Raw genomic sequence first — 22,340 nt, 5'->3', positions numbered from 1 at the left:
ATTCAAGTGAATTCCTGCGATGGAATTCGGTAGTAATTAATTATACACCTCTTTGTTGTGTACTGGCATTTATATTCCATTATTAGATTTAGCATCAATAATTTTCAATTTTAACTCATAACTAAACTCATCATCATAAATTATCGAAGTAATAATTTCATGCAATAAATCTCTTTCTATAATATTATCTGCAACATCCACAGCAATATTTTCCATATGAGCGATAAACTTTGATATGATATATCCGAGACCATTAATTTCGAGGAAATATGCACTTAGAGCTATTGATGATCTTTTATTACCATCATTGAAAGCATGATTTTTATTTATAGAATAAAATAAATAAGACACCTTATCTTCTAATTCAGGATAGTATATGTCGTTTTGAACAAACTCTAAAGCAGCATGTAAATTACCCAAATCTTTCGCTCCCGTTAATCCACCCGAATGCTCAATAATATAGTCATGTTCTTTTACGGCGTATTCAAAATCAAAATATATGAATGGCATTTATCTATTTTTTAACCTTTTAAACACGTCTATATTTTCATCTATCCTCTCTTCAAGAGCTTTACTTTTCTCACCAAGGAATCTTTCAAAGTCAGATTGAGAAACAGAGTTTATATAATTTTTCAAATTATCGTGAAAAATTTTTCTAAATCCATAATCTCTACTTGCCATTTTACTTCTTGCATCTTCTATAAGAGGTTTAAAAAGAGGATGGTTTGAAAAATCTTTAAGAAGTTGATCCATTTCAGACTTTGAAAGTTTACGTCCAAGAGAATCATATTTTTCTTTCATTTCATGAGCTAAACCAGTTTCAAAAGATGCTATTAATTTTAATATCTCAGCATACATTGTATCCCTTGGATTATCTTTTTCGCTTAAGTTTAAAATTTTCTTGTACTCAATGGCATTTTCTTTGAAAATACATTCATAAACTTTGCTTGTGTAGAGAGAGTATTTAAAATTCCCTAAGTCTATGTAGAGATTTAAAGCTTGAGTAAATTCTTTTCTATAATGAGGTTCTTTCAAAATAGTATTCAAAAAGTCTTCATCACGTTGATTAATGTATTTTGTAGAACCTCCGGATTTTTCATTTAACGTATCTATTACTATATCAAGAATCTTGCTTCTTAAAGCTTTGGCCATTTCACTTTCAACCAATAACATACCTAGATTCAAAAAAGATCTAAAGTTGAAAACTCCAAGCTGTGATGTTTTACTTGAAAGGTTTAGGATGTGTCCAAATTGAGTCTTGAATTCTTTTAAATTTTTACCTTTTAAAACGGTGTATCCATTATGTTTCAGTTCTCTTTCATTACTTTCAAGATATCTTTCTACAGTAACCGAATCTATTTGGTAAAATTCAGTAATTTGTTGCTTTGTATATTTATATTCTTCTTGAAATAACATTCCGGGAAGACCAAAGTAATCTCTAAGATTATTTAGAACCAAAATGTTGTTCAATATGTTTTGTCTATCTATGTTAGATGCCGTTAAGTCTTTCATTTTCCTATTGTTTTGTTAATAACTTGTATATGGTACCAACATTGATGAGGGTAGGATGTTAATAACTCTAAACATTGTTAATAATTCACCTTAAATACATAATATCCAAAAGAATACAACAAAGATAAGATCATTTATTTAAAGAATAAGATTATTTAGTGATTCAGCTTGTACACAACGCTAAGCTTAAGTAGAGTTTTAATTCCGTTTAGCGATTGATAAGCGAAGTTCGCAGAAAATATTTTAAGAAACAAACTAAATTATCTTAGTACGTTGTGAAAGGTTTAATCGAAAAGAATTCCCCGCATGCTTGCATCGGGGTATCCGTTGAAATTGTCATTCCCGTGAAAACGGGAATCTAAATAATAGGATTTCGGTTTTTGACCCTGATGTCAAAATGAAACCAGCGAAATACCCCTGTGGCTTGCCCTGGGGATAGTTGATTTCAAGAAATTCTTTATTTTGAGATTATGACTTAGTCTTATCTAACTTAAATTATTCATTATGAAAAAACTACTAATGCTTATTGCTGTGCTGGCAGTAATGATAGCATGTGAAAAGAAGGAAGAAGTACTACAAGGCATCTCTCTCTATTTTTATTTGTAATCTATCAAGGTCTGGCTTTAGTAAATAGTACAACTTAGGTGTGCCTATTCTTTGCATATCTCTGCGAATGGATAATGCTAAAGGTTTTACCTGTGATAAAACTTTAGCGCGTGCTTCTTTTTGTTTGATATGTTGATAAACAACCTGTTTACTTATCCCTGCCAATCTACAAGAACGTGAGAGGTTTAGCCCTTTGCCTTGTCTGATGATTTGGATTGTTGGGATAAAAGATTTTTTCTAATAGAGGTGCCGAATTATTTATCGGACACATCAATCATTGTGTTCAAAAGATGGTTTGTTAGTTTCTCGTCTTCCAGTTCTTGTTATAATCGCTTTATCTTTTGCGCTGGTGTCTCTTTAGATTTTGGCCTGGTATGAAAATTTGGCTTAGTCCCATCTAATATATCATGTTTTCTCAACCAAACCAAAAACAGTATTTCTACCTTGAATACCATATGCTTTTTGAATCTGTTTGTAAGTGTAGTTGCCTTTTTCTACCTCAGCAACTAAGGCCAATTTAAAGCCTAAGTTGTAATCGCGTTGAATACGCTTTCTACTCTTGTTTTCTGTACTTTTCATAATAAGTCGATTTTGTGTCAACTTATTTTAGGAAGGGACATATATAATATAAATAAAGCCGCTTTTTTTTGAGCGGCTTTATTATTTCAAGTAAATGAATTTACCCTTTAATTTTTTCTAGCGTAGTAGTCTTTTTATTATTGGTTCTATCAATATCTGCCATTTGATGTAGTGGATCGATCTCTACAGATTGTACTGCTTTTTTGGCTTCAAAATCATACGATGGTGAAGTCCAGAACCAGTTATCAATAGTGGTAGCTGTTGTAGGCTTCTTACCATACATCATTCGTAAAGGAATATAAAAATCTTCTGTAGTACCATCTGCATACGTAACCTTTAGATCTATAGGCATAGGCATAGCTCCAATACGTTTCAAGGAAATTTTTTTTCCATTTATATCTGATACTTCATAATCTATCGTTTTTGTAGTCTGTGTCCAATAATTTAGAAACCAATCGAGTTGTAAACCAGAAATTTTTTCTGCAGTACGTTTTACGTCATTAGGCGTAGGATGCTTAAATTTAAAATCTTCAAAATACTGTTTAATCGTTTTTTGTAAGTTTTCTTCACCGATAATATAGCCTAACTGTACTAAGAATAATTGCCCTTTATTATAAGCAGAAATACCATATGCCATATTATTGTTATATCGATCTGCATGCATGGTTTGTGGTTCTTCTAATCCAGATTTTGCTAAATAGGCATAACTCTGAAAAGCACCTTCATGAGGATTGTCATTCTTCTTGTTAAACACATGATTCATCGCTAGATTTGAAATATACGACGTAAAACCTTCATCCATCCATTCGTGCTTTTGCTCATTGGTAGCTAGTAAAAATTGAAACCAAGTATGTGCCAATTCATGTGAGGTTACACCAACGAGACTTCCAAATTTACGTTCGCCAGTGATAAGTGTACACATAGCGTATTCCATACCACCGTCACCACCTTGAATAACAGAATATTGTTTGTAAGGATATTCACCTATATTTTTATTAAAAAACGATAAAAGCTCAGCTGTTTTTGGTTGTAAATTTTTCCAATTTTCTAAATACTTTTTTTCTAAGGTCTTTTTATAGAAAAAGTGAAGTGTCACATTATTCTCACCTTGTATTTTGTCGTGTATGTATTCTGGATCTGCTGCCCATGTAAAATCATGTACTTTGGGTGCTTTGAAGTGCCAAGTAAGTTTTTTCTGCTTTTTACGAGCTCTTATAGCTTTTTTACTCATAGGTTCTGTTTCATATCCGTGTCCGATTTCATTTGGATTTTGCAAATATCCAGAACCACCAATTGTATAGTCTTTGTCGATAGTGATTTTTACATCAAAATCACCCCAAACACCATGAAATTCTCTAGCGATATAGGCATTGGCATGCCATCCTTCAAAATCATATTCTGCTAGTTTAGGATACCATTGTGTCATCGATAATTTTACACCCTCTTTACTATCTCTGCCCGAACGACGTATTTGTAAGGGTACTTGCCCTTTGAAATCCATGTCAAAAGTCACTTTTTCGCCAGGTGCAATGGGTTTGTTGAGCATTACTTTTAATACCGTACCATACAACTCATACGAAACATCTTCTCCATTTTGTTTTAGAGAATTTACTTTAATAAAACCGATTTCGTCAGGCTTTAATTTAGAAATTCTACTTTCTATAATAGGTTTTTCTTTGGTTCCTATATTATTTGTCATTCTACCATCTGGATCCTTAATATTTTGAAGTCTTACATCCATTTCACTTCCAGGTTGAAAGGCATTAAAAAATAAATGGTAAAAAACCTTGTCTAACGTATCAGGAGAATTGTTGGTATAGACTATTTTTTGTTTTCCGTCGTACTGAAAATTCTCTACATTCATGTTGATTTCCATAGTGTAATCAACATGTTGTTGCCAGTAGGAGGTGCTTTGAGCAACGGTAGTTAATGATATCAGCATGCATAGCATTACTAGTATATGTCTCATAAAATTATTTTAGTTGGATTATCTTCTGCAAGATACCAATATCAAGTATGATACCAAAAAAAGCGCACTCAATTTTGAGTGCGCTTTTTTAGATTCCGCATAAGCGAACTTATGATTTTTTCGCTATTTTCTCTGCTAGTTTTAAAGCATTGTAAGCGTTTAATATCTTGCCAGAAACTGACAAATTTTTAAAAGGAACTAAATCAGCTTTACTACCTGGCAAAATAACATCATTTTTGAATTCGATACCAGAATCCATAATAATGTGTTTAACCTGACTAGCCGTAAGTGTAGGATAGTAAGAACGAATTAGCGCTGCCACTCCAGCTACTTCTGGTGAAGCCATAGAAGTACCTTGAATAGATTCATAATTATCTTTCGGGAAGGTTGAGTAAATCTCTAAACCTGGAGCAAAAATATCAACGTTTTTAGCGCCAAAATTAGAAAAAGAAGCCACTAACTTTTCGTCATAATGACGGGTCATGGCACCTACTGTGATTACATTATCAGCAATTTCGTTCACTTTATCTTTAGCATCATTTGGGAAATTATCTTCTGTATCCATATTTTCACTACTATTACCCGCTGCATGCACTAATAATACATCTTTATCTGCTGCATATTTTATAGCATCAAATACCCATTGAGCATTTGGTGAATAACTTTTACCAAAACTCATATTCACTACTTTCGCACCATTATCTACTGCATAACGAATGGCTAAGGCTACATCTTTATCATATTCATCACCATCGGGTACAGCACGAATTGCCATAATTTTTACATTTTCTGCCACGCCATTCATACCAATGCCATTGTTACGTTTGGCAGCAATAATACCCGATACATGTGTACCATGACTTTCGTCGTCTTTAGAACCAATTACATCATTATTACCATAAATTCTGTCATTGATATCATACGGATCATCACCAGCAACGCGACCATTAAAATCTAATTTATATTGCGCATCAAGTTGATTTTTATAATGGTTGATGGCGTCATCTAACTGCGGTAAAGCACCTTCTACGGTTTCACCAGAACCAATAATGTTCATAATAATGGCTTTACCTTGCATAAGCTCTTGCTTAGCTAGGGCAATGCCATTTACTTCTTGTAAGTTGTACTCTTTTTTACCAAGTATTTTTTGAATAGTATCATTAGCCTGTACTACCACATTTTTAATGGCAGTATATTGTAGTACTTGGTTATGCGCATTCGCACTTTTATCGTCAACTATCTTTTTTAACTTAGTATATAGTTCAAAGTCAGCCTTATCTTTTTCTTCAATATCTGTAGCTGTTTTCCCTTCAAATTTAGGGGTCCATTTTTGAACCATTCTCGTTAATTCTAATTGCTCTGGATTCGCAGCACCTTTTTCACCACCTAAAAAGTTCCATCCGTAAATATCATCTACATAACCGTTGTTATCATCATCTTTACCATTGTTGACAATTTCATCTTCATTTACCCAAACAACATCTTTTAAATCTTCATGCTCAACATCGATACCAGAATCAATAACACCTACAATTACTGTTTTACCCGTTTTGCCGTTTAAAAACTTATAAGCTTTATCTAAGCTCATGCCTGGTACAGAATCTTTATAGATATCCATATGAGGCCACGCTTTTATCTCAGCATCGGTCATTTCACCTTTTTTAGCGACCATGTTAATAGCAACTACGGGTGTTTCGTTTACGATGGGTTGCCCTTCTGGAGTTTTTGGTATTTCGGGTGTATTAGGGGTTTCTGCAGTAGTTTGCGTAGTCGTTTTTGCTGTACCACAGGCTACCAAAATTAATGTAGCTAAATACGCTACTGAAATTGATTTTAAAATCTTCATCTTCATTATTTTAATTAAATATTTCGTTAAATGTATATGTGTTTTTAAGTCGTACTCCTTTTTCTGTGTGTTGTACCGTGCACAGTTCGTTATGAGCATCGTGTTCTAAGAATAAATAATATTCGTTATCAGCAGCGGCATTCATAAATATTGCTTTTTCATCTAAAGTTAGTAATGGTCGAGTATCATATCCCATAACATACGGTAATGGAATATGACCTACAGTAGGCAATAGATCTGCCATAAACACAATTGTTTTACCTTTATATTCAATATGCGGTAACATTTGTTTTTCTGTATGACCATTTGCAAATAAAATGCCAAAACCGAGTTCAGAATTTTCTAAATACTCTGTATCTGGGACTGACACAAAGTTTAATTGCCCACTCTCTTGAATAGGCAGTATATTTTCTTTTAAAAAAGATGCTTTTTCACGAGCATTAGGTTGCGTTGCCCATTGCCAATGACTTTCGTTACTCCAGAATTTCGCATTTTTGAAAGCAGGTTCATATCCTGTTTTATTGTTATTCCATTGAATGCTTCCTCCACAATGATCAAAATGCAAGTGTGTTAAAAACACATCAGTGATATCATCGCGATGAAATCCTAACTTTGCCAATTCCCCATCAAGGGAAAAATCTCCATATAGGTAATAATATCCGAAGAATTTTTCTGATTGTTTGTTGCCTAAACCATTATCAATCAATAGCAAGCGATTACCATCTTCGATAAGCAGACAGCGCATACCCATTTCGATCATGTTATTGCTATCTGCTGGATTGGTTCTTTGCCAAATAGTTTTGGGTACTACACCAAACATAGCACCGCCATCGAGTTTAAAATTTCCGGTCTGAATAGGATAGATCGTCATATTTGGGTAAAAAAGTTTACAAATATGCTGAAAATAAGCGAAATAATTGTTAAAGAATACAAAAAACCTCACTTGAATAAAGTGAGGTTTTTCTAGAGGCGTCGAGCGGATTCGAACCGCTGTACAAGCTTTTGCAGAGCTCTGCCTAGCCACTCGGCCACGACGCCATTTTTAATGGGCTACAAATTTAACCAAATTAACTTTTTGTACAATAAAAATGAGCATTATTATCGTTTCTTGTTCATCTTAATAGTTACCATAGCTACATTACCTCCAATAGGTGGGTTTATCTTAGAAACTTCAACAGTAGCTTTTTTTACCATAGTTATTTCACTTAAAATGCGATCTAGAATTTTATCGGCAACTGTTTCTAATAATTTAGAACGTATGGCCATTTCTTCTTTTACAATTTTATTAAGATGAACATAATCTACAGTATCATTTAGATTATCTGTTTTCGCAGACTTAGATAAATCTGCTTTTACAGCAAGATCAACACGGTATTCTGAACCTATTTTTCCTTCTTCATCAAGGCATCCATGGTAAGCATACAAACGAATGTTTTCTACTTTTATAATTCCCATTCAAGATAAATTTGCACAAATATAGCTGTAATCTTTAGACTACTTTTATGAATTTCTTAAATTTAGCACCAAATATTATTTATGAAGGCACGCGAACAATTTATTATTATTTCAATAACTACGGTAATTTTAGTTTTATTGGTTTCTTATTTCTGGAGACCTTTTCTTTGGGCATTTATAATTGTAGCTCCCTTATTTTTTATGGGTTGGTATGATGTATTGCAAAAAAGTCATACCATACGCAGAAATTTTCCATTACTGGGAAGATTTCGTTATGCTTTAGAATCTATAAGGCCAGAAATTATGCAGTATTTTGTTGAAACTGATACCGAGGGAAGACCTTTAAATAGAATATATCGATCCTTAATATACCAACGTGCTAAAAAAGTAAATGATACGGCTCCTTTTGGAACCCAAATGAATGTGTATAGATCTGGTTATGAATGGATGGATCATTCTATGTACGCATCGACAATAGTTGCCAAAGAAGAAGATTTTCCGAGAGTTGTAGTTGGCGGAAAAGACTGTAAACAACCCTATTCATGTAGTTTGTTAAATATATCTGCGATGAGTTTTGGGTCTCTAAGTAAGAATGCGGTTATGGCATTGAATAAAGGAGCTAAAATGGGTCATTTTGCACATAATACTGGTGAGGGAGGTGTAAGTCCATATCACTTGAAGTATGGAGGTGATTTAATATGGCAAGTTGGTACTGGCTATTTTGGTTGTAGAAATGAAGAGGGAGGTTTTAGTGAAGAGAGATATATGCAAAATGCTACGCGTCCTGAGGTAAAAATGGTTGAATTAAAATTATCACAAGGTGCAAAACCTGGGCATGGAGGTATATTACCTGCCAAGAAAAATACAGAGGAGATAGCAAAAATTCGTCATGTAAAGCCAGGTGTAGCTGTACATTCTCCACCCTCGCATTCGGCTTTTTCTGATGCCGAAGGATTATTACATTTTATCAAAAAACTAAGAGATTTATCGGGTGGTAAACCTGTTGGTTTTAAATTGTGTGTTGGTAAGAAGCAAGAATTTATTGATATCTGTACAGCAATGTTAAAAACAGGAATTATGCCTGATTTCATCGCGGTTGATGGAGGTGAAGGAGGTACCGGTGCGGCTCCAGTAGAATTTTCTAATTCTATTGGAATGCCATTACGAGAAGGCTTGGTTTTTGTACATGATACTTTAGTAGGTTTCGATTTAAAAAAAGAGATTAAAGTAATCGCTTCAGGTAAAATTATTACAGGTTTTCATATGGCTAGGGCGATTGCTTTAGGTGCAGATATTTGTTATAGTGCACGTGCTATGATGCTATCTGTTGGTTGTATTCAAGCCCTATTGTGTAATAATAACACCTGCCCAGTGGGTGTTGCTACGCAAAATAAATCTTTAATGAAGGGACTGGTGGTTGAAGATAAAGCACCACGAACTGCAAATTTTCATGAGGAAACAATTCATAGTTTTTTAGAAATGGTAGCTGCATCAGGATTAAATGGACCGAATGAGATACGAAGAAAACATATTAATAAAAGGATAGGCATTTCTAAAGTAGTAAAGTATGATGAGATGTACCCAGAAATGAAAGTAGGGTGTTTATTAGATGAAAGCACTGTGCCAGAAATATATAAGCCTTTTCTGACTAAAGAAAAAATCTCAGCTATGGTCTAATAGTTAGCATCTTCAGGATATTTAGCCATAAATTCTTCTGCTTTAGAGACCATATGTTTACTACCGCAGAAAAAAGGCACACGTTGGTGTAGTTCTGTTGGTTGAATTTCCATAATGCGTTGATAACCATCGGTAGCTTTTGCACCAGCTTGTTCTGCTAAAAATGCCATAGGATTACATTCATATAATAAACGTAGTTTTCCTTTGGGAGCTTTAGAACTTGTAGGATATATATAAATTCCTCCTTTAATCATATTTCTGTGAAAATCAGATACCAAAGAACCAATATAACGTGCTTTATAGGGTCTGTCTTCTTCTTCCATTTGGCAATATTTTAAATAATCTTTTACGCCTTGTGGAAAATGAATATAATACCCTTCATTTATTGAATAAATCGATCCGGTATCAGGAAATTGCATATTAGGATGCGATAAATAAAAAGTACCAATTGCGGGATTTAAAGTAAAACCATTTACACCATGCCCTGTGGTATATACAAGCATAGTAGATGTTCCATATACTATATAACCAGCAGCTACCTGGTTATCGCCTTTTTGTAAAAAGTCTTCTATCTGAACGGGTGTACCTGGCTGGGTGACTCTTCGATAAATTGAAAAAATAGTACCCACAGAAACATTGACATCAATATTTGATGAACCGTCTAACGGATCTATTAAAACAACATATTTATTATCATTTTTTTCATTATTACCAGAAATTGTTACAAAATCGTCTTCCTCTTCACTGGCAATACCACAAACTATTTGCCTTTTTGTAAGTTTTTTCATAAAAACTTCATTAGCATAGACATCAAGCTTTTGCTGATCTTCACCTTGAACATTGGTATCTCCTGCATCACCTAAAATATCTACCAATCCGGCTTTATTTACTTCATGGTTTACTACTTTGGCGGCAAGTCTAATAGAATTGATAAGTCTAGAAAGTTCACCTGAGGTATATTTAAATTGCTTTTGATTGCTGATAATAAACTCTCCCAGCGTACTGTGTTTTTGCATAGCAAATTGTAATGTTGAATTTTGCACAAATATCGCTTTTCTTTTTAAAACTATAACGTTTTCGCACTACTTTTAAAAAGTTTTTTACTTTAGCCAAACTTTAATTTTTACAGTATGAATTTTCAAATCCGTAAAGGAAAAAAAGAAGATATGAAGGCTGTTCACAAACTAATTCAAGAATTAGCTATTTATGAAAAAGAGCCCGATGCTGTAAAAATTTCTGTTCAAGATTTGGAGTGCGATGGTTTTAAGGAACATCCTGAATTTGAGGTTTTTATTGCTGAAAGTAATCATGATATTGTAGGGATGGCTTTATATTACAAACGATATTCTACTTGGGAAGGAAAATCATTACACCTAGAAGATTTAATTGTAAATAATAATTATAGAGGAAAAGGAATAGGCAAAGCATTATATACCGAAGTAATTAAGACTGCTTATACACAAGAAGCAGGTAGAGTAGAGTGGGAAGTAATCGACTGGAATAAACCAGCAATAGATTTTTATGTAAGCACAGGTGTTACGATGATAGAGAACTGGAATTTGTGTCAAATGAACAGAGTTCAAATGAAAAATTATCTAGCGCAATAATGAGAGTATTTAAGTTTGGTGGTGCATCTATAAAAGATGCAAGTGGAGTAAAAAATGTAGCAAAGGTTCTTCAGCAAGTGGGTGCTGATGATGTTTTTCTGGTAGTTTCTGCAATGGGAAAAATGACCAATGCTTTCGAAAAACTTACACAGGCTTATTACCATAAAACGGATGGTCTTCAAGATATTTTAGATGAAATAAAAGAATATCACTATGCGATTATTAATGATCTTTTTGAAGATAAAGCTTCGCATGTAATTCATAAAATAGATGTATTCTTTTCTAAGGTGGTTTTCTTTTTTGCTGAAAATGAATCGACCGATTATAATTATATCTATGATCAGATTGTAAGCCAGGCAGAATTAATTTCTACGACGATTTTAAGTAAATATCTTAAAAACATTCACGTTGAAAATACTTGGTTAGACGTACGTGAGTTTGTGCAAACAGATAGTTATTACAGAGATGCCAAAGTCAATTGGAACGCAACAGAAAACAGAATAAAAAACATCATAAAAAATGGAACCTTATTTATTACTCAAGGATTTTTGGGACGTGATGCTAGAGGTAATACGACCACTTTAGGTAGAGAGGGTTCAGATTATACAGCAGGTATTTTTGCCTACTGTTTTGATGCAGATAGTGTTACCATATGGAAAGATGTTGCTGGCGTGTTAAATGCTGACCCAAGACATTTTAAAAAAACGCAATTACTAGAACAAATTTCTTATGAAGAGGCGATAGAATTGGCTTTTTATGGTGCTTCGGTAATACATCCAAAAACACTACAACCTCTACAAAGAAAAGAAATACCCTTGTATGTAAAATCTTTTGTAAATCCTTTAAATGATGGAACACGAGTTACTAAGGGTCATAAAATTGTCCCTGAATTACCTTGTTTTATTGTTAAAAAAGAGCAGATTCTATTATCAATATCTTCAATAGATTTTTCTTTTATAGTAGAACATAATATAAGTGAGATCTTTAAGTTACTACATCTTTATAAGATGAAGGTAAATCTTATACAAAATTCTGCTATAAGCTTTTCTGTTTGTATGGATGATAAATATAATAAATTTGAAAGCTTGTTAGTTGAGCTAAAAGATAAGTTTGATATACATTATCATACCAATGCTACGCTATATACTATTAGGCATTTTACACCAGAATCTATCCAAGAAATTGAACGTACTAATAAAGTATTGTTAAAACAAGTAACTCAAGAGACGGTACAGATTGTGATTGCCTAGTTTTTTCTATATTTGGGATTCTCTAATTTTATCCATGAGTTTAGTTTCGGCAAAAGAAATAGCAAAGGTTGTAAATCTTGATAAATATGGGTTTTTAGGAACCTTTATAGGATGGATTTTGCTAAAAGTACTTCGCGTTTCTAAGCTCAATCAAATTTACAATAAGCATAAAGATAAAAACGATATTACCTTCTTAAATGCCATTCTGAATGAAGTTCAAATAGATTTTGAAGTTCCCGAAGAAGATTTAAAAAGAATCCCTAAAGAAGGGTCATTCATTACAATATCAAATCACCCTTTAGGAGGTATAGATGGTATTCTATTATTAAAATTACTTGTTGAAAAAAGACCAGATTTTAAAATTATAGCCAATTTTCTGTTACATAGAATAGAGCCACTGAAACCCTATGTAATGCCAGTGAATCCTTTTGAAGATAGAAAAGATGCGCAATCTAGTGTTTCAGGGATCAAAAATGCATTGTTACATTTAAAGAGTGGTGCGCCTTTGGGGATATTCCCAGCAGGTGAAGTTTCTACGTACAAAGATGAAAAATTAATTGTTGATAAGCCTTGGGAAGAAGGTGCAATAAAATTGATACATAGAGCGAAAGTACCTGTTATTCCTATTTATTTTCATGCGAAGAATAGTAAATTATTTTATTTTCTTTCCAGAATAAGTGGTACACTAAGAACGGCGAAACTACCCTCTGAATTGCTAACGCAAAAGAGCCGAACTATTAAAGTAAGAATAGGAAAGCCTATTTCTGTAAAAGATCAAGAACAGCATGATAAAATTGATGAATTTCATGCATTTATTCGAAAGAAAACATATATGCTTGCAAATCCTTTTCAGGCAGATAAAACTCTAATTAAGAAGCCTAATCTTAAAATTCCTAAACAACCCAAAGACATTATAGAACCCGTTTCTAAAGAAAGTGTCGTTGCTGAGGTTAATCGTTTACGCGATAATGATACTCGATTACTCGAGAGTAAAAGTTATGAAGTATTTTTTACTTCAAGTAATATGATACCTAGTGTTTTAAGAGAGATTGGTCGTTTACGAGAGATTACGTTTAGAGCAGTTGGTGAAGGAACAAACAATGCGATAGACTTAGATGAATATGATAATTATTACCATCATATGTTTTTGTGGGACAACCAAGCTGAGAAGGTAGTAGGTGCTTATCGTATGGGGCTTGGAAAAGATATCAATTCAAAGTATGGTTTAAACGGATTTTATATAAATACACTCTTCCGTTTAGAGCCTGAATTAAATATAATGATGTCGCAAACTATTGAAATGGGAAGGGCATTTATCATTAAAGAATATCAACAAAAACCAATGCCTTTATTTCTGTTGTGGAAAGGTATTGTGCATGTTACATTACGTTATCCTGAATATAAATACTTAATGGGTGGTGTGAGTATTAGTAATCAGTTTTCGAATTTCTCTAAGTCTTTGATGATTGAATTTATGAAGTCTCATTATTATGATCCCTATTTAGCACAGTACATCCATCCAAAAAAGGAATATAAAGTACAATTAAAAGATGCTGATAAAGACTTTGTTTTTGATGAGAGTCAAGCCGATATGGTTAAGTTTGATAAAATTATTGATGAGATAGAGCCTGGTAGTTTACGTATGCCTGTGCTTCTTAAAAAATATGTAAAGCAGAATGCTAGATTAGTGGCGTTTAACGTTGATCCAAAATTTAATAATGCTATAGATGGTTTAATGTATATTCGTATTGCCGATATACCAGAAAGCACTGTAAAACCTGTTATGGAGGAATTTCAGGCAGAACTAGAACAAAAATTATCTGAAAATAAAAAAGAGGCCTAAGCCTCTTTTATTTTATTTACCAAACAAGCGTTGAAAGAAATTCTTGGTTTTCCCTGTCGCTTCTTTTAATTCTTCTTTTGCATCACTAGCAAGATCGGCTAATTTTTCACCAGCATCTTCTGCAAAGTCACCTGCTTTTTCAGTAACATTGCCTAATACTTCTTTTGCATCTTCAACAAATTCTGCTGTTTCTTCTTTTACATCAGCAAAAACTTCTTTTGCATTTTCTTTTAGATCAGCCGTTTTTTCACCAATAACTTCACTTGCCTTACTAGCAAATTCTTTTGCATCTTGTTTGAGTTCACTAGCTTTTTCACCTACTTGCTCTGCCACATTGCCAGCCACTTCTTTAGCATTCTCAAATGCATCAGCAGCCCCTTCGCGTAGATCAGCCGTTTTTTCACCAATAACTTCACTTGCTTTACTAGCAAATTCTTTAGCGTCTTGTTTGAGTTCACTAGCTTTTTCACCTACTTGCTCTGCTACATTGCCAGCCACTTCTTTAGCATTTTCTAATGCATCAGCAGTCTCTTCGCGTAGATCAGCTGTTTTTTCACTAATTACATCAGCTGCTTTACTTGCTGCTTCTTTTGCTTCACCAGCGAGATCCGCTAGTTTTTCTCCAGACTCATGAGTAGCTTCACTCACTTTTTCACTAGCGTTTTCGAATCCTTCTTGTAAATCATCTCCTAGATTTTTATTTTCTTCAGACATACTTTCTTAGTTTTTATTAGTTTATCTGACAAATCTATTAAAATCTATGAACAATCTATAAGATAAAAATAGTTAAGTGATAGTTACTTCTGAATATAAAAATTAACATACTTTTGTTTTTTAAACAAATTGTACAAAATTAAACATGAAAACCATACAAGAAGCGGTAGTTTCTATTGTTAGTAAAACACCATTTATTGAAGAAGCATTATACGATAAACTAATAAATGTATCTTCTCTAGCACGTGTTATAAAACCTGAGGTAGAAAATGTTCTTAAAAAAGAAGTTAAAGACGGTGCTATTATGATGGCCATCAATAGATTGTCACCTTCTAATGTTTTAAAAGTGCGCCGTAATATCAAAAAGATGGCGATTTCATCAGGTGATTTTATAGTGCGCTCAGATTTGAGTAGTTATACTTTTAAAAACTCAACATCATTACTTAAAAATATTACGACTTTATTAAAAGAAGTTCAAGATCATCAAGATAGTTTTTTTACAATTTCACAAGGTGTTTTTGAAACAAATCTTATTATTAACACTTCACAAAAGGATAAGATAGAAACTATCTTTAAAAATGAAGTCAAACTTTATTCACAGGCAACGTTAGCTTCTTTAACAATAAAGTTACCTAAAGAGAATACAGAACAATCGGGTATTTATTACTACATTTTAAAGCAAATTGCTTGGGCGAATATTTCAGTTCAAGAAGTAATATCCTCTACACATGAGGTGACTATTGTGGTTAAAGAAGAAGATATTAACGAAACATTTTCTATTTTAATGAATATGAAGTTAAAATAATCTTTTTTATGAAAAAGAAGGATCCCTATGCTTCACTCAGATTTAAAGAGTTCAACATCTTTTTGTTAGTACGTTTTTTTTTAGTTTTCGGATGGTCTATGCAATTCATCATTATAGAATGGCAGGTGTATAGCCTTACGAAAGATCCGTTATCATTAGGTATTATTGGTTTAATGGAAGTAATTCCTGCGGTCTCTATGGCACTATTTGCAGGACACATTGTAGATCAAAAAGAAAAACGAAATCTTCTTGCGCTTTGTATCGCAGCATTTTCATTGATTAGTTTAGGATTATTTTTTCTAACATGGCCTAAATTTATAGACGGATGGAATAAAAATTCCGTTTTATACGGTATTTATACTTTGGTGTTTTTTGGTGGGTTTTTACGCTCATTTTTTGGGCCTACCATATTTTCTTTAATCGCATTGATCGTTCCTAAAAGATTGTATCCCAATGCTGCTACCTGGAGTAGTTCTACCTGGCAGATAGCATCCGTTTTAGGACCTGCTTTCGCAGGATTTTCCATCTATTGGATAGGAGTGCATTGGTCTTTGGCAATTGTTTTTGGTTTGGTTATGCTTTCCTTATATTTAGTATTTTTTATAAAAAAGAAACCAATTCTAAATCCAAAAATAGGAGAGCCTGTATGGCAAAGTTTGAAAGAAGGTGTACGATTTGTATATAAAACCAAAGCTATCTTTGGTGCCATCACGTTAGATATGATTTCTGTACTGTTTGGTGGTGCCGTAGCATTGTTACCTATTTATGCGCAAGATATTTTAAAAGTAGGTCCAGAAGGATTTGGAGCGCTGAGAGCTGCTCCAGCTGTGGGTGCTGCCATTACCATGTTGATTACTGCGTATTTACCTATTAGTAAAAATGCAGGAATGAAATTATTGATTGCTGTATTTGGCTTCGGGCTTTGTATCATTGTTTTCGGATTATCAACAACATTTTGGATTTCGATTGTGGCTTTGTTCTTTAGTGGTGTAACCGATGGTGTTTCTATGGTGATACGTCAGACAATTTTACAACTTAAAACACCCGATAATATGAGAGGGAGAGTTGCTTCTGTAAACTCTATGTTTGTCGGTTCTTCTAATGAATTAGGTGCTTTTGAAAGCGGTTTAACGGCCAAGTTAATGGGTACTGTGACTGCCGTAGTTTTTGGCGGAACGATGACATTAATCACGGTTATAACCACTGGTTTGGTGTCGCCAACGTTTAGAAAATTAGATTTGTCTAAAGATTTAGAAGCACATGAAAAACATGAAGAAACAGCTTAGTCTTTATTGAAAATTAGTAACTTCAGCTAACCTATTATTTAATTCTCTTTTATAACGATTAAGAGTTGTTTTGTTCCAATTATGGCAAGATGCAAACTCATTTATAACAATATCTTGTAAGTCATCTGTATTCTTTTTATCAAAGAATAAACGTCCTGTTCTACGTGTAATAAAGTCTAAGGGTGTACAAACCATTTCATTTTTTAGGCAAAAATCTAATTCTGCTTTTATGAGTCGTTTCGCAACATCTTTGTCTTCAAATCTATCGAAACTCTTCATGATGATATCTGTTTGCTTACCATAATTATGTACTAAATAAGAAGCATCTACTTTTGTTAAGCCTTTAGATTTAATTTTGTTTACTATAGCAGTAATATAGGATTGTACTTCTTTATAATTTTTAAAAGGCTTTTTGGTAAGCATAATTTCATCAGTGCTTACCTCATCAAATTCTTGTTCGAAACGTTTTTTTAACTTTCTAGCCACCATACTCACAACACGCTCAGCCATTTTACGGTAACCTGTTAATTTACCTCCAGCAATAGAAATAAGTTTTGTGTCAGAATAAAAAATTTCATCTTTTCTTGATAACTCAGAAGCCGATTTCCCTTCTTCAAAGATTAAAGGGCGCAAACCTGCCCAACTCGATTCAATATCATCAAGCGTAAGTTCAATATTTGGAAACATGTTATTGACAGCACTTATTAGATACGTGGCATCTACTAAGGTGATCGGTATGGTATCTTTATCGAACTCATATTTGGTATCGGTTGTACCGAAATAAGTTACTTTTCCTCTGGGTATGGCAAACATCATTCTTCCATCTGGTACATCAAAATAAACCGATTGTTTTACAGGAAGTTTTTCATAAGGAACTACCAAATGAATTCCTTTCGTTAATTGCAGTTTTTTACCTTTTTTAGACTGGTTGATTTCACGTAATTCATCAACCCAAGGTCCAGCAGCATTGACTACGTATTTTGCTCTAATAGCATATGTTTCATTCGTAAAAGAATCTTTTACGGTGGCACCTACAACACGTTTTTTCTTGTAAATAAATTCTTCAGCTTTTACATAATTAATAGCAGTAGCACGGTACCTAAGTGCAGTTTTAATAATTTCTATGGTCAAACGCGCATCATCTGTTCTGTATTCAGCATAATAACCGGCTCCTTTTAATATTTCTTCAGGTAGTAACGGTTCTTTTTTAAGGGCTTGTTTTTTATTCAACATTTTACGTTTATCATCACCTTCAACAGCAGCGAGAATATCATATACTTTAAGTCCGATAGAGGTTAACCATGTTCCATACGTGCCTCCTTCAATTAGAGGGAGTATCATTTTTTCGGGAATGACTAAATGAGGAGCCAATTTATGTACGATAGCCCGTTCTGTACCTACTTCTTTCACCAACCAAAAATCAAATTGTTTTAGGTACCGCAAACCTCCGTGTACTAATTTTGTTGATTTACTACTGGTGCCCGATGCAAAGTCATTTTTCTCTACAAGTGCTACTTTCATACCGCGAGATGCAGCGTCAAGCGCAATACCAGCACCTGTGATTCCGCCACCGATAATAAGTATGTCAAACTCAGTTGATTTTAATCTTCTGGTAATTTGTTCTCTGTCGAAATATGAAAAGGTCTGCATATAATTAAATTCCTGTGGGTAATCCGTCTATACTCTTTGTGTTTCTTTCTTGCCAATAGGCTTCTAGTTCTTCTTGTGTTTTTACCTTAGCCCAATCATTAAGTTGTTCTCGTTCACCGATATATTCGTAAAAGGGAATTGACATACCACAAGACGTTTGCACTTTTTCTAAGTCTAAAATGAAGATTTGTCTGGAGCCTGGGAGGGCTTCAAATGATGCGTATAATTGATTCCAATGGTTGTCTGTAGGTTTTATTTCTTGCGCTTGACCATATAAACGAACAATATTCGGTGGCCCTTTAAATGCACAAAACATAATCGTCATTCTACCATTTTCTAATACATGAGCTGCAGTTTCATTACCACTTCCTGTTACACTTAACCACATCACTTGCTTATCATTTAAGATTTTAAATGAATCCATGCCCTTAGGGGAAAGATTGATACTACCATTTTTAGGTGCGGTAGCGACAAAGAATAACTTCTGGTTCTCAATAAAATCTTGTACTCTTTTTGGAATACGATCATAAAATTTTGCCATTGTTATTTCGCTATAATTCCACGTTCATTTAAGATTGAAATGTGCCGTAAGGCACTTTCTTTAATACTGTTTTTTTTAAAAAGAAAGGTCTTTTCGTATAATGTATTCTCAGCAAAAAAAGTAAGTTTAAATTCATTGTTGAGTTTTAAAACTTCATCTTGCATTAATTCTACCTTAGCCCCCGATTTAGCTGGAAGTTTTTCTAACTTATGCCGCATGGTTGAGGTTTTAGTATCCCCATCAAAACCATGAGAAACGATCAAAACCATTTCTAAGGCTTGCTCTTTATCATTAATAATATAAGCATTCCAATCATTGGTTTTAAAAACTTCGTTATACGAATGGATAATTGCCATATAAACACCTGAAACTTCAGGAATTTCGATATCTTTCTTCATAATTACTCTTCTATCCAGTTCATACTTCTCTCAACTGCTTTTTTCCATTTTTTGTAAAGTTTTGCTCGTATGTCGGCATCCATTTTTGGTGAAAAAGACTGTTCGATGTTTTTATTCTTAATAATGGTTTCTTTTTTCCATAATCCAACTTTGATTCCTGCAAGATATGCCGCACCTAAAGCGGTAGATTCTATATTTTTTGGTCGCTCAATAGTAGCATCCAATATATCTGCCTGAAATTGCATCAGTAGATTATTTGCACATGCTCCTCCATCCACTTTAAGTGAGGTTATAATAGCCTTTGCATCTTCTTGCATGGCATTCGCTAAATCTTTTGTCTGATAAGCTAACGATTGCAATGTAGCTTTTATAAGATGATTTTTACCTGTATCTCTGGTAAGACCGAAAATAGCGCCACGCGCATACATATCCCAATAGGGTGCTCCTAATCCTGCAAAAGCAGGAACTACAACTACATCATCTGTTTCTACAGAAGCTGCCAAAATTTCTGTTTCTTTCGCATCTTTTATAAGCTCTAAACCATCGCGTAACCACTGAATGGCAGCACCTGCAACGAAAACACTACCTTCTAAAGCATAATATACTTTATCATCGATACCCCAGGCGATGGTGGTTAACAATCCGTTTTCTGAAAATTGAGGTTCTTTGCCTGTATTCATAAGCATAAAGCACCCTGTACCATAAGTGTTTTTAGCTTCTCCTTTTTCAAAACAAGCTTGCCCAAAAAGTGCAGCCTGTTGGTCTCCGGCTATACCAGCAATAGGAATTTTTATGCCATCAAGTTCATAATCACCAAAATGATAACTCGAAGGCTTGACTTCTGGCAGCATAGAGATCGGAATTTCAAGTGCTTTGAGCAATTTTTCATCCCATGAGAGTGATTTTATATTATAGACCATGGTACGCGAAGCGTTGCTATAATCTGTGATGTGTACTTGTTTATTGGTAAGATTCCAAACGAGCCATGTGTCAACCGTACCAAATAATAATTCTCCTTTTTCAGCCTGTTCTTTCGCGCCTTTAACGTTATTTAAAATCCAGTTGATTTTCGTGCCAGAGAAGTAGGAATCAACTACCAAGCCTGTAGTGTTTTTAATATATGCTTCTAGTCCGTTTTCTTTTAAATTTTCGCAAATAGAAGCGGTACGTTTATCTTGCCAAACGATGGCATTATAAATGGGTTGCCCCGTATTTTTATGCCAAACAATAGCCGTTTCTCGTTGATTGGTAATACCTATTGCAGCTACAGAATGCGCAGCAATATCATTATTTTTTAGTAGATGATGAAGTGTTTTAAGTTGTGTTTCTAGAATTTCATTAGGATCATGTTCTACCCAGCCCGATTTAGGAAATAATTGCGTAAACTCTTGTTGTTCTATAGCTAATTGTTTTCCCTTATCATCGAAAAGTACTGCTCTAGAGCTTGTAGTACCTTGATCTAATGCAATAATATATTTCATTTATATTTCCTCTTTTTGGAATATTTCACAACCCAAAATATAATAATACCCAAGATGATAAATGGTAAAACCTTACCTAAAATGTAACCTACTTTATAGCCTAAATCATACCCTTGATTTACAGCAGGGTCTTTGCTAACCTGAAGTAGTAGCTTATGCATTTTGTTCGAATATAGCTCCGTTAGCTGTAACGCTTCGATCTATTTTACGCATCAATCCTTGCAATACTTTTCCTGGACCTACTTCAGTGAATTCGGTAGCGCCATCTTTTATCATCTGTTGAATTGATTGTGTCCATTTCACTGGTGCCGTTAGCTGAGCAATAAGGTTGTTTTTAATTTCAGCTGCAGAATTTACAGCACTTGCCGTTACATTTTGATAGATGGGACAATTCGGCTCATTAAAAGTTGTACTCTCTATGGCTGCTGCCAGTTCTTCTCTAGCGGGTTCCATAAGTGGAGAATGAAAAGCTCCACCAACAGGTAAAACCAATGCTCTTCGAGCCCCTTCAGCGGTTAAATTTTCACATGCTTTGTTAACGGCATCGATTTCTCCTGAGATTACGAGCTGACCTGGACAATTATAGTTTGCCGCTACAACAATACCTTCTGTTGTGGTACATATTTTTTCTACTACATCGTCATCCAAACCTAAAACCGCTGCCATTGTTGAAGGTTGTAATTCACAGGCTTTTTGCATGGCTAAAGCACGTTGTGAAACTAATTTTAAAGCAGATTCAAAATCGAGTGTTCCATTCGCTACCAAGGCTGAAAACTCACCTAATGAATGACCAGCCACCATAGCGGGTGTAAAATCTTGAATGGTTTTAGCTAAAGCTACCGAATGTAGAAAAATTGCTGGCTGTGTTACTTTAGTTTGTCTTAATTCTTCGTCAGAACCTTCAAACATGGTATCTGTAATGTGAAATCCTAAGATTTCATTCGCTTGTTCAAATAAATCTTGAGCCACAGGAGATTGCTCATAAAGATCTAGTCCCATACCTGAAAATTGAGCACCCTGACCAGGAAAAATATATGCGTGCATGTAGTTAATTTTTTGTGTTACACAAAAATAACGAAATAGAACTAAACTATTTTTTATATTTAGCTATCTTTTTTATT

The 22,340-nt window shown here is 34.0% G+C and carries 20 protein-coding genes, 1 tRNA gene and 1 pseudogene; 6 read left to right on the top strand and 16 right to left on the bottom strand.

Annotation, left to right across the window (positions count from 1 at the left end):
• Positions 1-69: 69 nt before the first annotated feature.
• The 9 genes and pseudogenes from AC1EUY_RS14635 to folB all read right to left on the bottom strand — a co-directional run bounded on the left by AC1EUY_RS14635 (position 70) and on the right by folB (position 7,967).
• Positions 70-510: a type II toxin-antitoxin system death-on-curing family toxin gene (locus AC1EUY_RS14635; RefSeq protein ID WP_480196294.1), complete on the bottom strand. Its 441-nt coding sequence runs from the start codon at positions 508-510 to the stop codon at positions 70-72.
• The gene (locus AC1EUY_RS14630) at positions 511-1,512 is read right to left on the bottom strand and encodes a DNA-binding protein (RefSeq protein ID WP_480196293.1); all 1,002 of its coding nucleotides are present in this window, start codon (positions 1,510-1,512) and stop codon (positions 511-513) included.
• Between the two features lie 573 nt (positions 1,513-2,085).
• Positions 2,086-2,283, bottom strand: coding sequence for a hypothetical protein (locus AC1EUY_RS14625; protein WP_480196292.1), 198 nt, complete (start codon positions 2,281-2,283; stop codon positions 2,086-2,088).
• 161 nt (positions 2,284-2,444) lie between these two features.
• A pseudogene (locus tag AC1EUY_RS14620) lies at positions 2,445-2,697 on the bottom strand (IS3 family transposase); the annotation flags it as partial.
• A gap of 100 nt (positions 2,698-2,797) precedes the next feature.
• Positions 2,798-4,666, bottom strand: coding sequence for a M1 family metallopeptidase (locus tag AC1EUY_RS14615; protein ID WP_480196291.1), 1,869 nt, complete (start codon positions 4,664-4,666; stop codon positions 2,798-2,800).
• Positions 4,667-4,775: 109 nt separating this feature from the next.
• Positions 4,776-6,512 carry a S8 family peptidase gene (locus tag AC1EUY_RS14610; RefSeq protein WP_480196290.1) on the bottom strand — a complete coding sequence of 579 codons (1,737 nt, stop codon included), beginning with the start codon at positions 6,510-6,512 and terminating at the stop codon, positions 4,776-4,778.
• A 10-nt stretch (positions 6,513-6,522) separates the two neighbouring features.
• Positions 6,523-7,383 (bottom strand): MBL fold metallo-hydrolase, encoded by an 861-nt coding sequence (locus AC1EUY_RS14605; protein ID WP_480196289.1) that lies wholly within the window; start codon positions 7,381-7,383, stop codon positions 6,523-6,525.
• A gap of 96 nt (positions 7,384-7,479) precedes the next feature.
• Positions 7,480-7,550, bottom strand: a tRNA-Cys gene (locus tag AC1EUY_RS14600).
• Positions 7,551-7,610: 60 nt separating this feature from the next.
• Complete coding sequence (gene folB, locus AC1EUY_RS14595) at positions 7,611-7,967, bottom strand: dihydroneopterin aldolase (RefSeq protein ID WP_480196288.1); 357 nt, start codon at positions 7,965-7,967, stop codon at positions 7,611-7,613.
• Between the two features lie 81 nt (positions 7,968-8,048).
• Here folB and AC1EUY_RS14590 point away from each other — a divergent pair, with 81 nt between their 5' ends.
• Positions 8,049-9,644 carry an FMN-binding glutamate synthase family protein gene (locus AC1EUY_RS14590; RefSeq protein WP_480196287.1) on the top strand — a complete coding sequence of 532 codons (1,596 nt, stop codon included), beginning with the start codon at positions 8,049-8,051 and terminating at the stop codon, positions 9,642-9,644.
• Here the strand turns inward: AC1EUY_RS14590 and fbp are convergent.
• A complete protein-coding gene (gene fbp / locus AC1EUY_RS14585; protein ID WP_480196286.1) occupies positions 9,641-10,660 on the bottom strand; it encodes a class 1 fructose-bisphosphatase in 1,020 nt (339 codons plus the stop codon). The two genes, AC1EUY_RS14590 and fbp, sit on opposite strands and share 4 nt — an antisense overlap.
• Before the next feature lie 114 nt (positions 10,661-10,774).
• Here fbp and AC1EUY_RS14580 point away from each other — a divergent pair, with 114 nt between their 5' ends.
• From AC1EUY_RS14580 to AC1EUY_RS14570, 3 genes are read left to right on the top strand one after another with little or no spacing between them, the layout of a single operon-like run.
• Positions 10,775-11,251 (top strand): N-acetyltransferase family protein, encoded by a 477-nt coding sequence (locus AC1EUY_RS14580; RefSeq protein ID WP_480196285.1) that lies wholly within the window; start codon positions 10,775-10,777, stop codon positions 11,249-11,251.
• Positions 11,251-12,501, top strand: coding sequence for an aspartate kinase (locus AC1EUY_RS14575; protein WP_480196284.1), 1,251 nt, complete (start codon positions 11,251-11,253; stop codon positions 12,499-12,501). The genes AC1EUY_RS14580 and AC1EUY_RS14575 overlap by 1 nt, the downstream gene beginning before the upstream one ends.
• A 34-nt stretch (positions 12,502-12,535) precedes the next feature.
• Entirely contained in the window at positions 12,536-14,344 is a 1,809-nt protein-coding gene (locus tag AC1EUY_RS14570) for a GNAT family N-acyltransferase (protein WP_480196283.1), read from the top strand.
• A gap of 12 nt (positions 14,345-14,356) precedes the next feature.
• On the opposite strand, the gene AC1EUY_RS14565 is transcribed toward AC1EUY_RS14570, so the two are convergent.
• Positions 14,357-15,058, bottom strand: coding sequence for a hypothetical protein (locus AC1EUY_RS14565; RefSeq protein WP_480196282.1), 702 nt, complete (start codon positions 15,056-15,058; stop codon positions 14,357-14,359).
• Positions 15,059-15,203: 145 nt separating this feature from the next.
• Between AC1EUY_RS14565 and AC1EUY_RS14560 the strand changes: the two genes are divergently transcribed.
• Together AC1EUY_RS14560 and AC1EUY_RS14555 are read left to right on the top strand one after the other, a co-directional pair.
• A complete protein-coding gene (locus tag AC1EUY_RS14560) occupies positions 15,204-15,863 on the top strand; it encodes a hypothetical protein (RefSeq protein ID WP_480196281.1) in 660 nt (219 codons plus the stop codon).
• A gap of 8 nt (positions 15,864-15,871) precedes the next feature.
• Positions 15,872-17,149, top strand: coding sequence for an MFS transporter (locus AC1EUY_RS14555; protein ID WP_480196280.1), 1,278 nt, complete (start codon positions 15,872-15,874; stop codon positions 17,147-17,149).
• Positions 17,150-17,152: 3 nt separating this feature from the next.
• Here AC1EUY_RS14555 and AC1EUY_RS14550 read toward each other — a convergent pair whose 3' ends face one another.
• The 5 genes from AC1EUY_RS14550 to fabD all read right to left on the bottom strand — a co-directional run bounded on the left by AC1EUY_RS14550 (position 17,153) and on the right by fabD (position 22,263).
• A complete protein-coding gene (locus AC1EUY_RS14550) occupies positions 17,153-18,799 on the bottom strand; it encodes a glycerol-3-phosphate dehydrogenase/oxidase (protein ID WP_480196279.1) in 1,647 nt (548 codons plus the stop codon).
• Positions 18,800-18,803: 4 nt separating this feature from the next.
• On the bottom strand, positions 18,804-19,340 hold the full coding sequence (locus tag AC1EUY_RS14545; protein WP_480196278.1) for a pyridoxamine 5'-phosphate oxidase family protein: 537 nt from the start codon (positions 19,338-19,340) through the stop codon (positions 18,804-18,806).
• A gap of 2 nt (positions 19,341-19,342) precedes the next feature.
• Entirely contained in the window at positions 19,343-19,738 is a 396-nt protein-coding gene (locus tag AC1EUY_RS14540) for a hypothetical protein (RefSeq protein ID WP_480196277.1), read from the bottom strand.
• A gap of 2 nt (positions 19,739-19,740) precedes the next feature.
• Positions 19,741-21,219 (bottom strand): glycerol kinase GlpK, encoded by a 1,479-nt coding sequence (gene glpK, locus AC1EUY_RS14535; RefSeq protein ID WP_480196276.1) that lies wholly within the window; start codon positions 21,217-21,219, stop codon positions 19,741-19,743.
• 153 nt (positions 21,220-21,372) lie between these two features.
• Positions 21,373-22,263 carry an ACP S-malonyltransferase gene (gene fabD / locus AC1EUY_RS14530; RefSeq protein ID WP_480196275.1) on the bottom strand — a complete coding sequence of 297 codons (891 nt, stop codon included), beginning with the start codon at positions 22,261-22,263 and terminating at the stop codon, positions 21,373-21,375.
• Between the last annotated feature and the right edge of the window lie 77 nt (positions 22,264-22,340).

Source organism: Maritimimonas sp. 2210JD6-3, assembly GCF_056591795.1.
The sequence above is the reverse complement of the archived record's forward strand: the minus strand, read 5'-3'. Positions and strand labels throughout refer to the sequence as shown.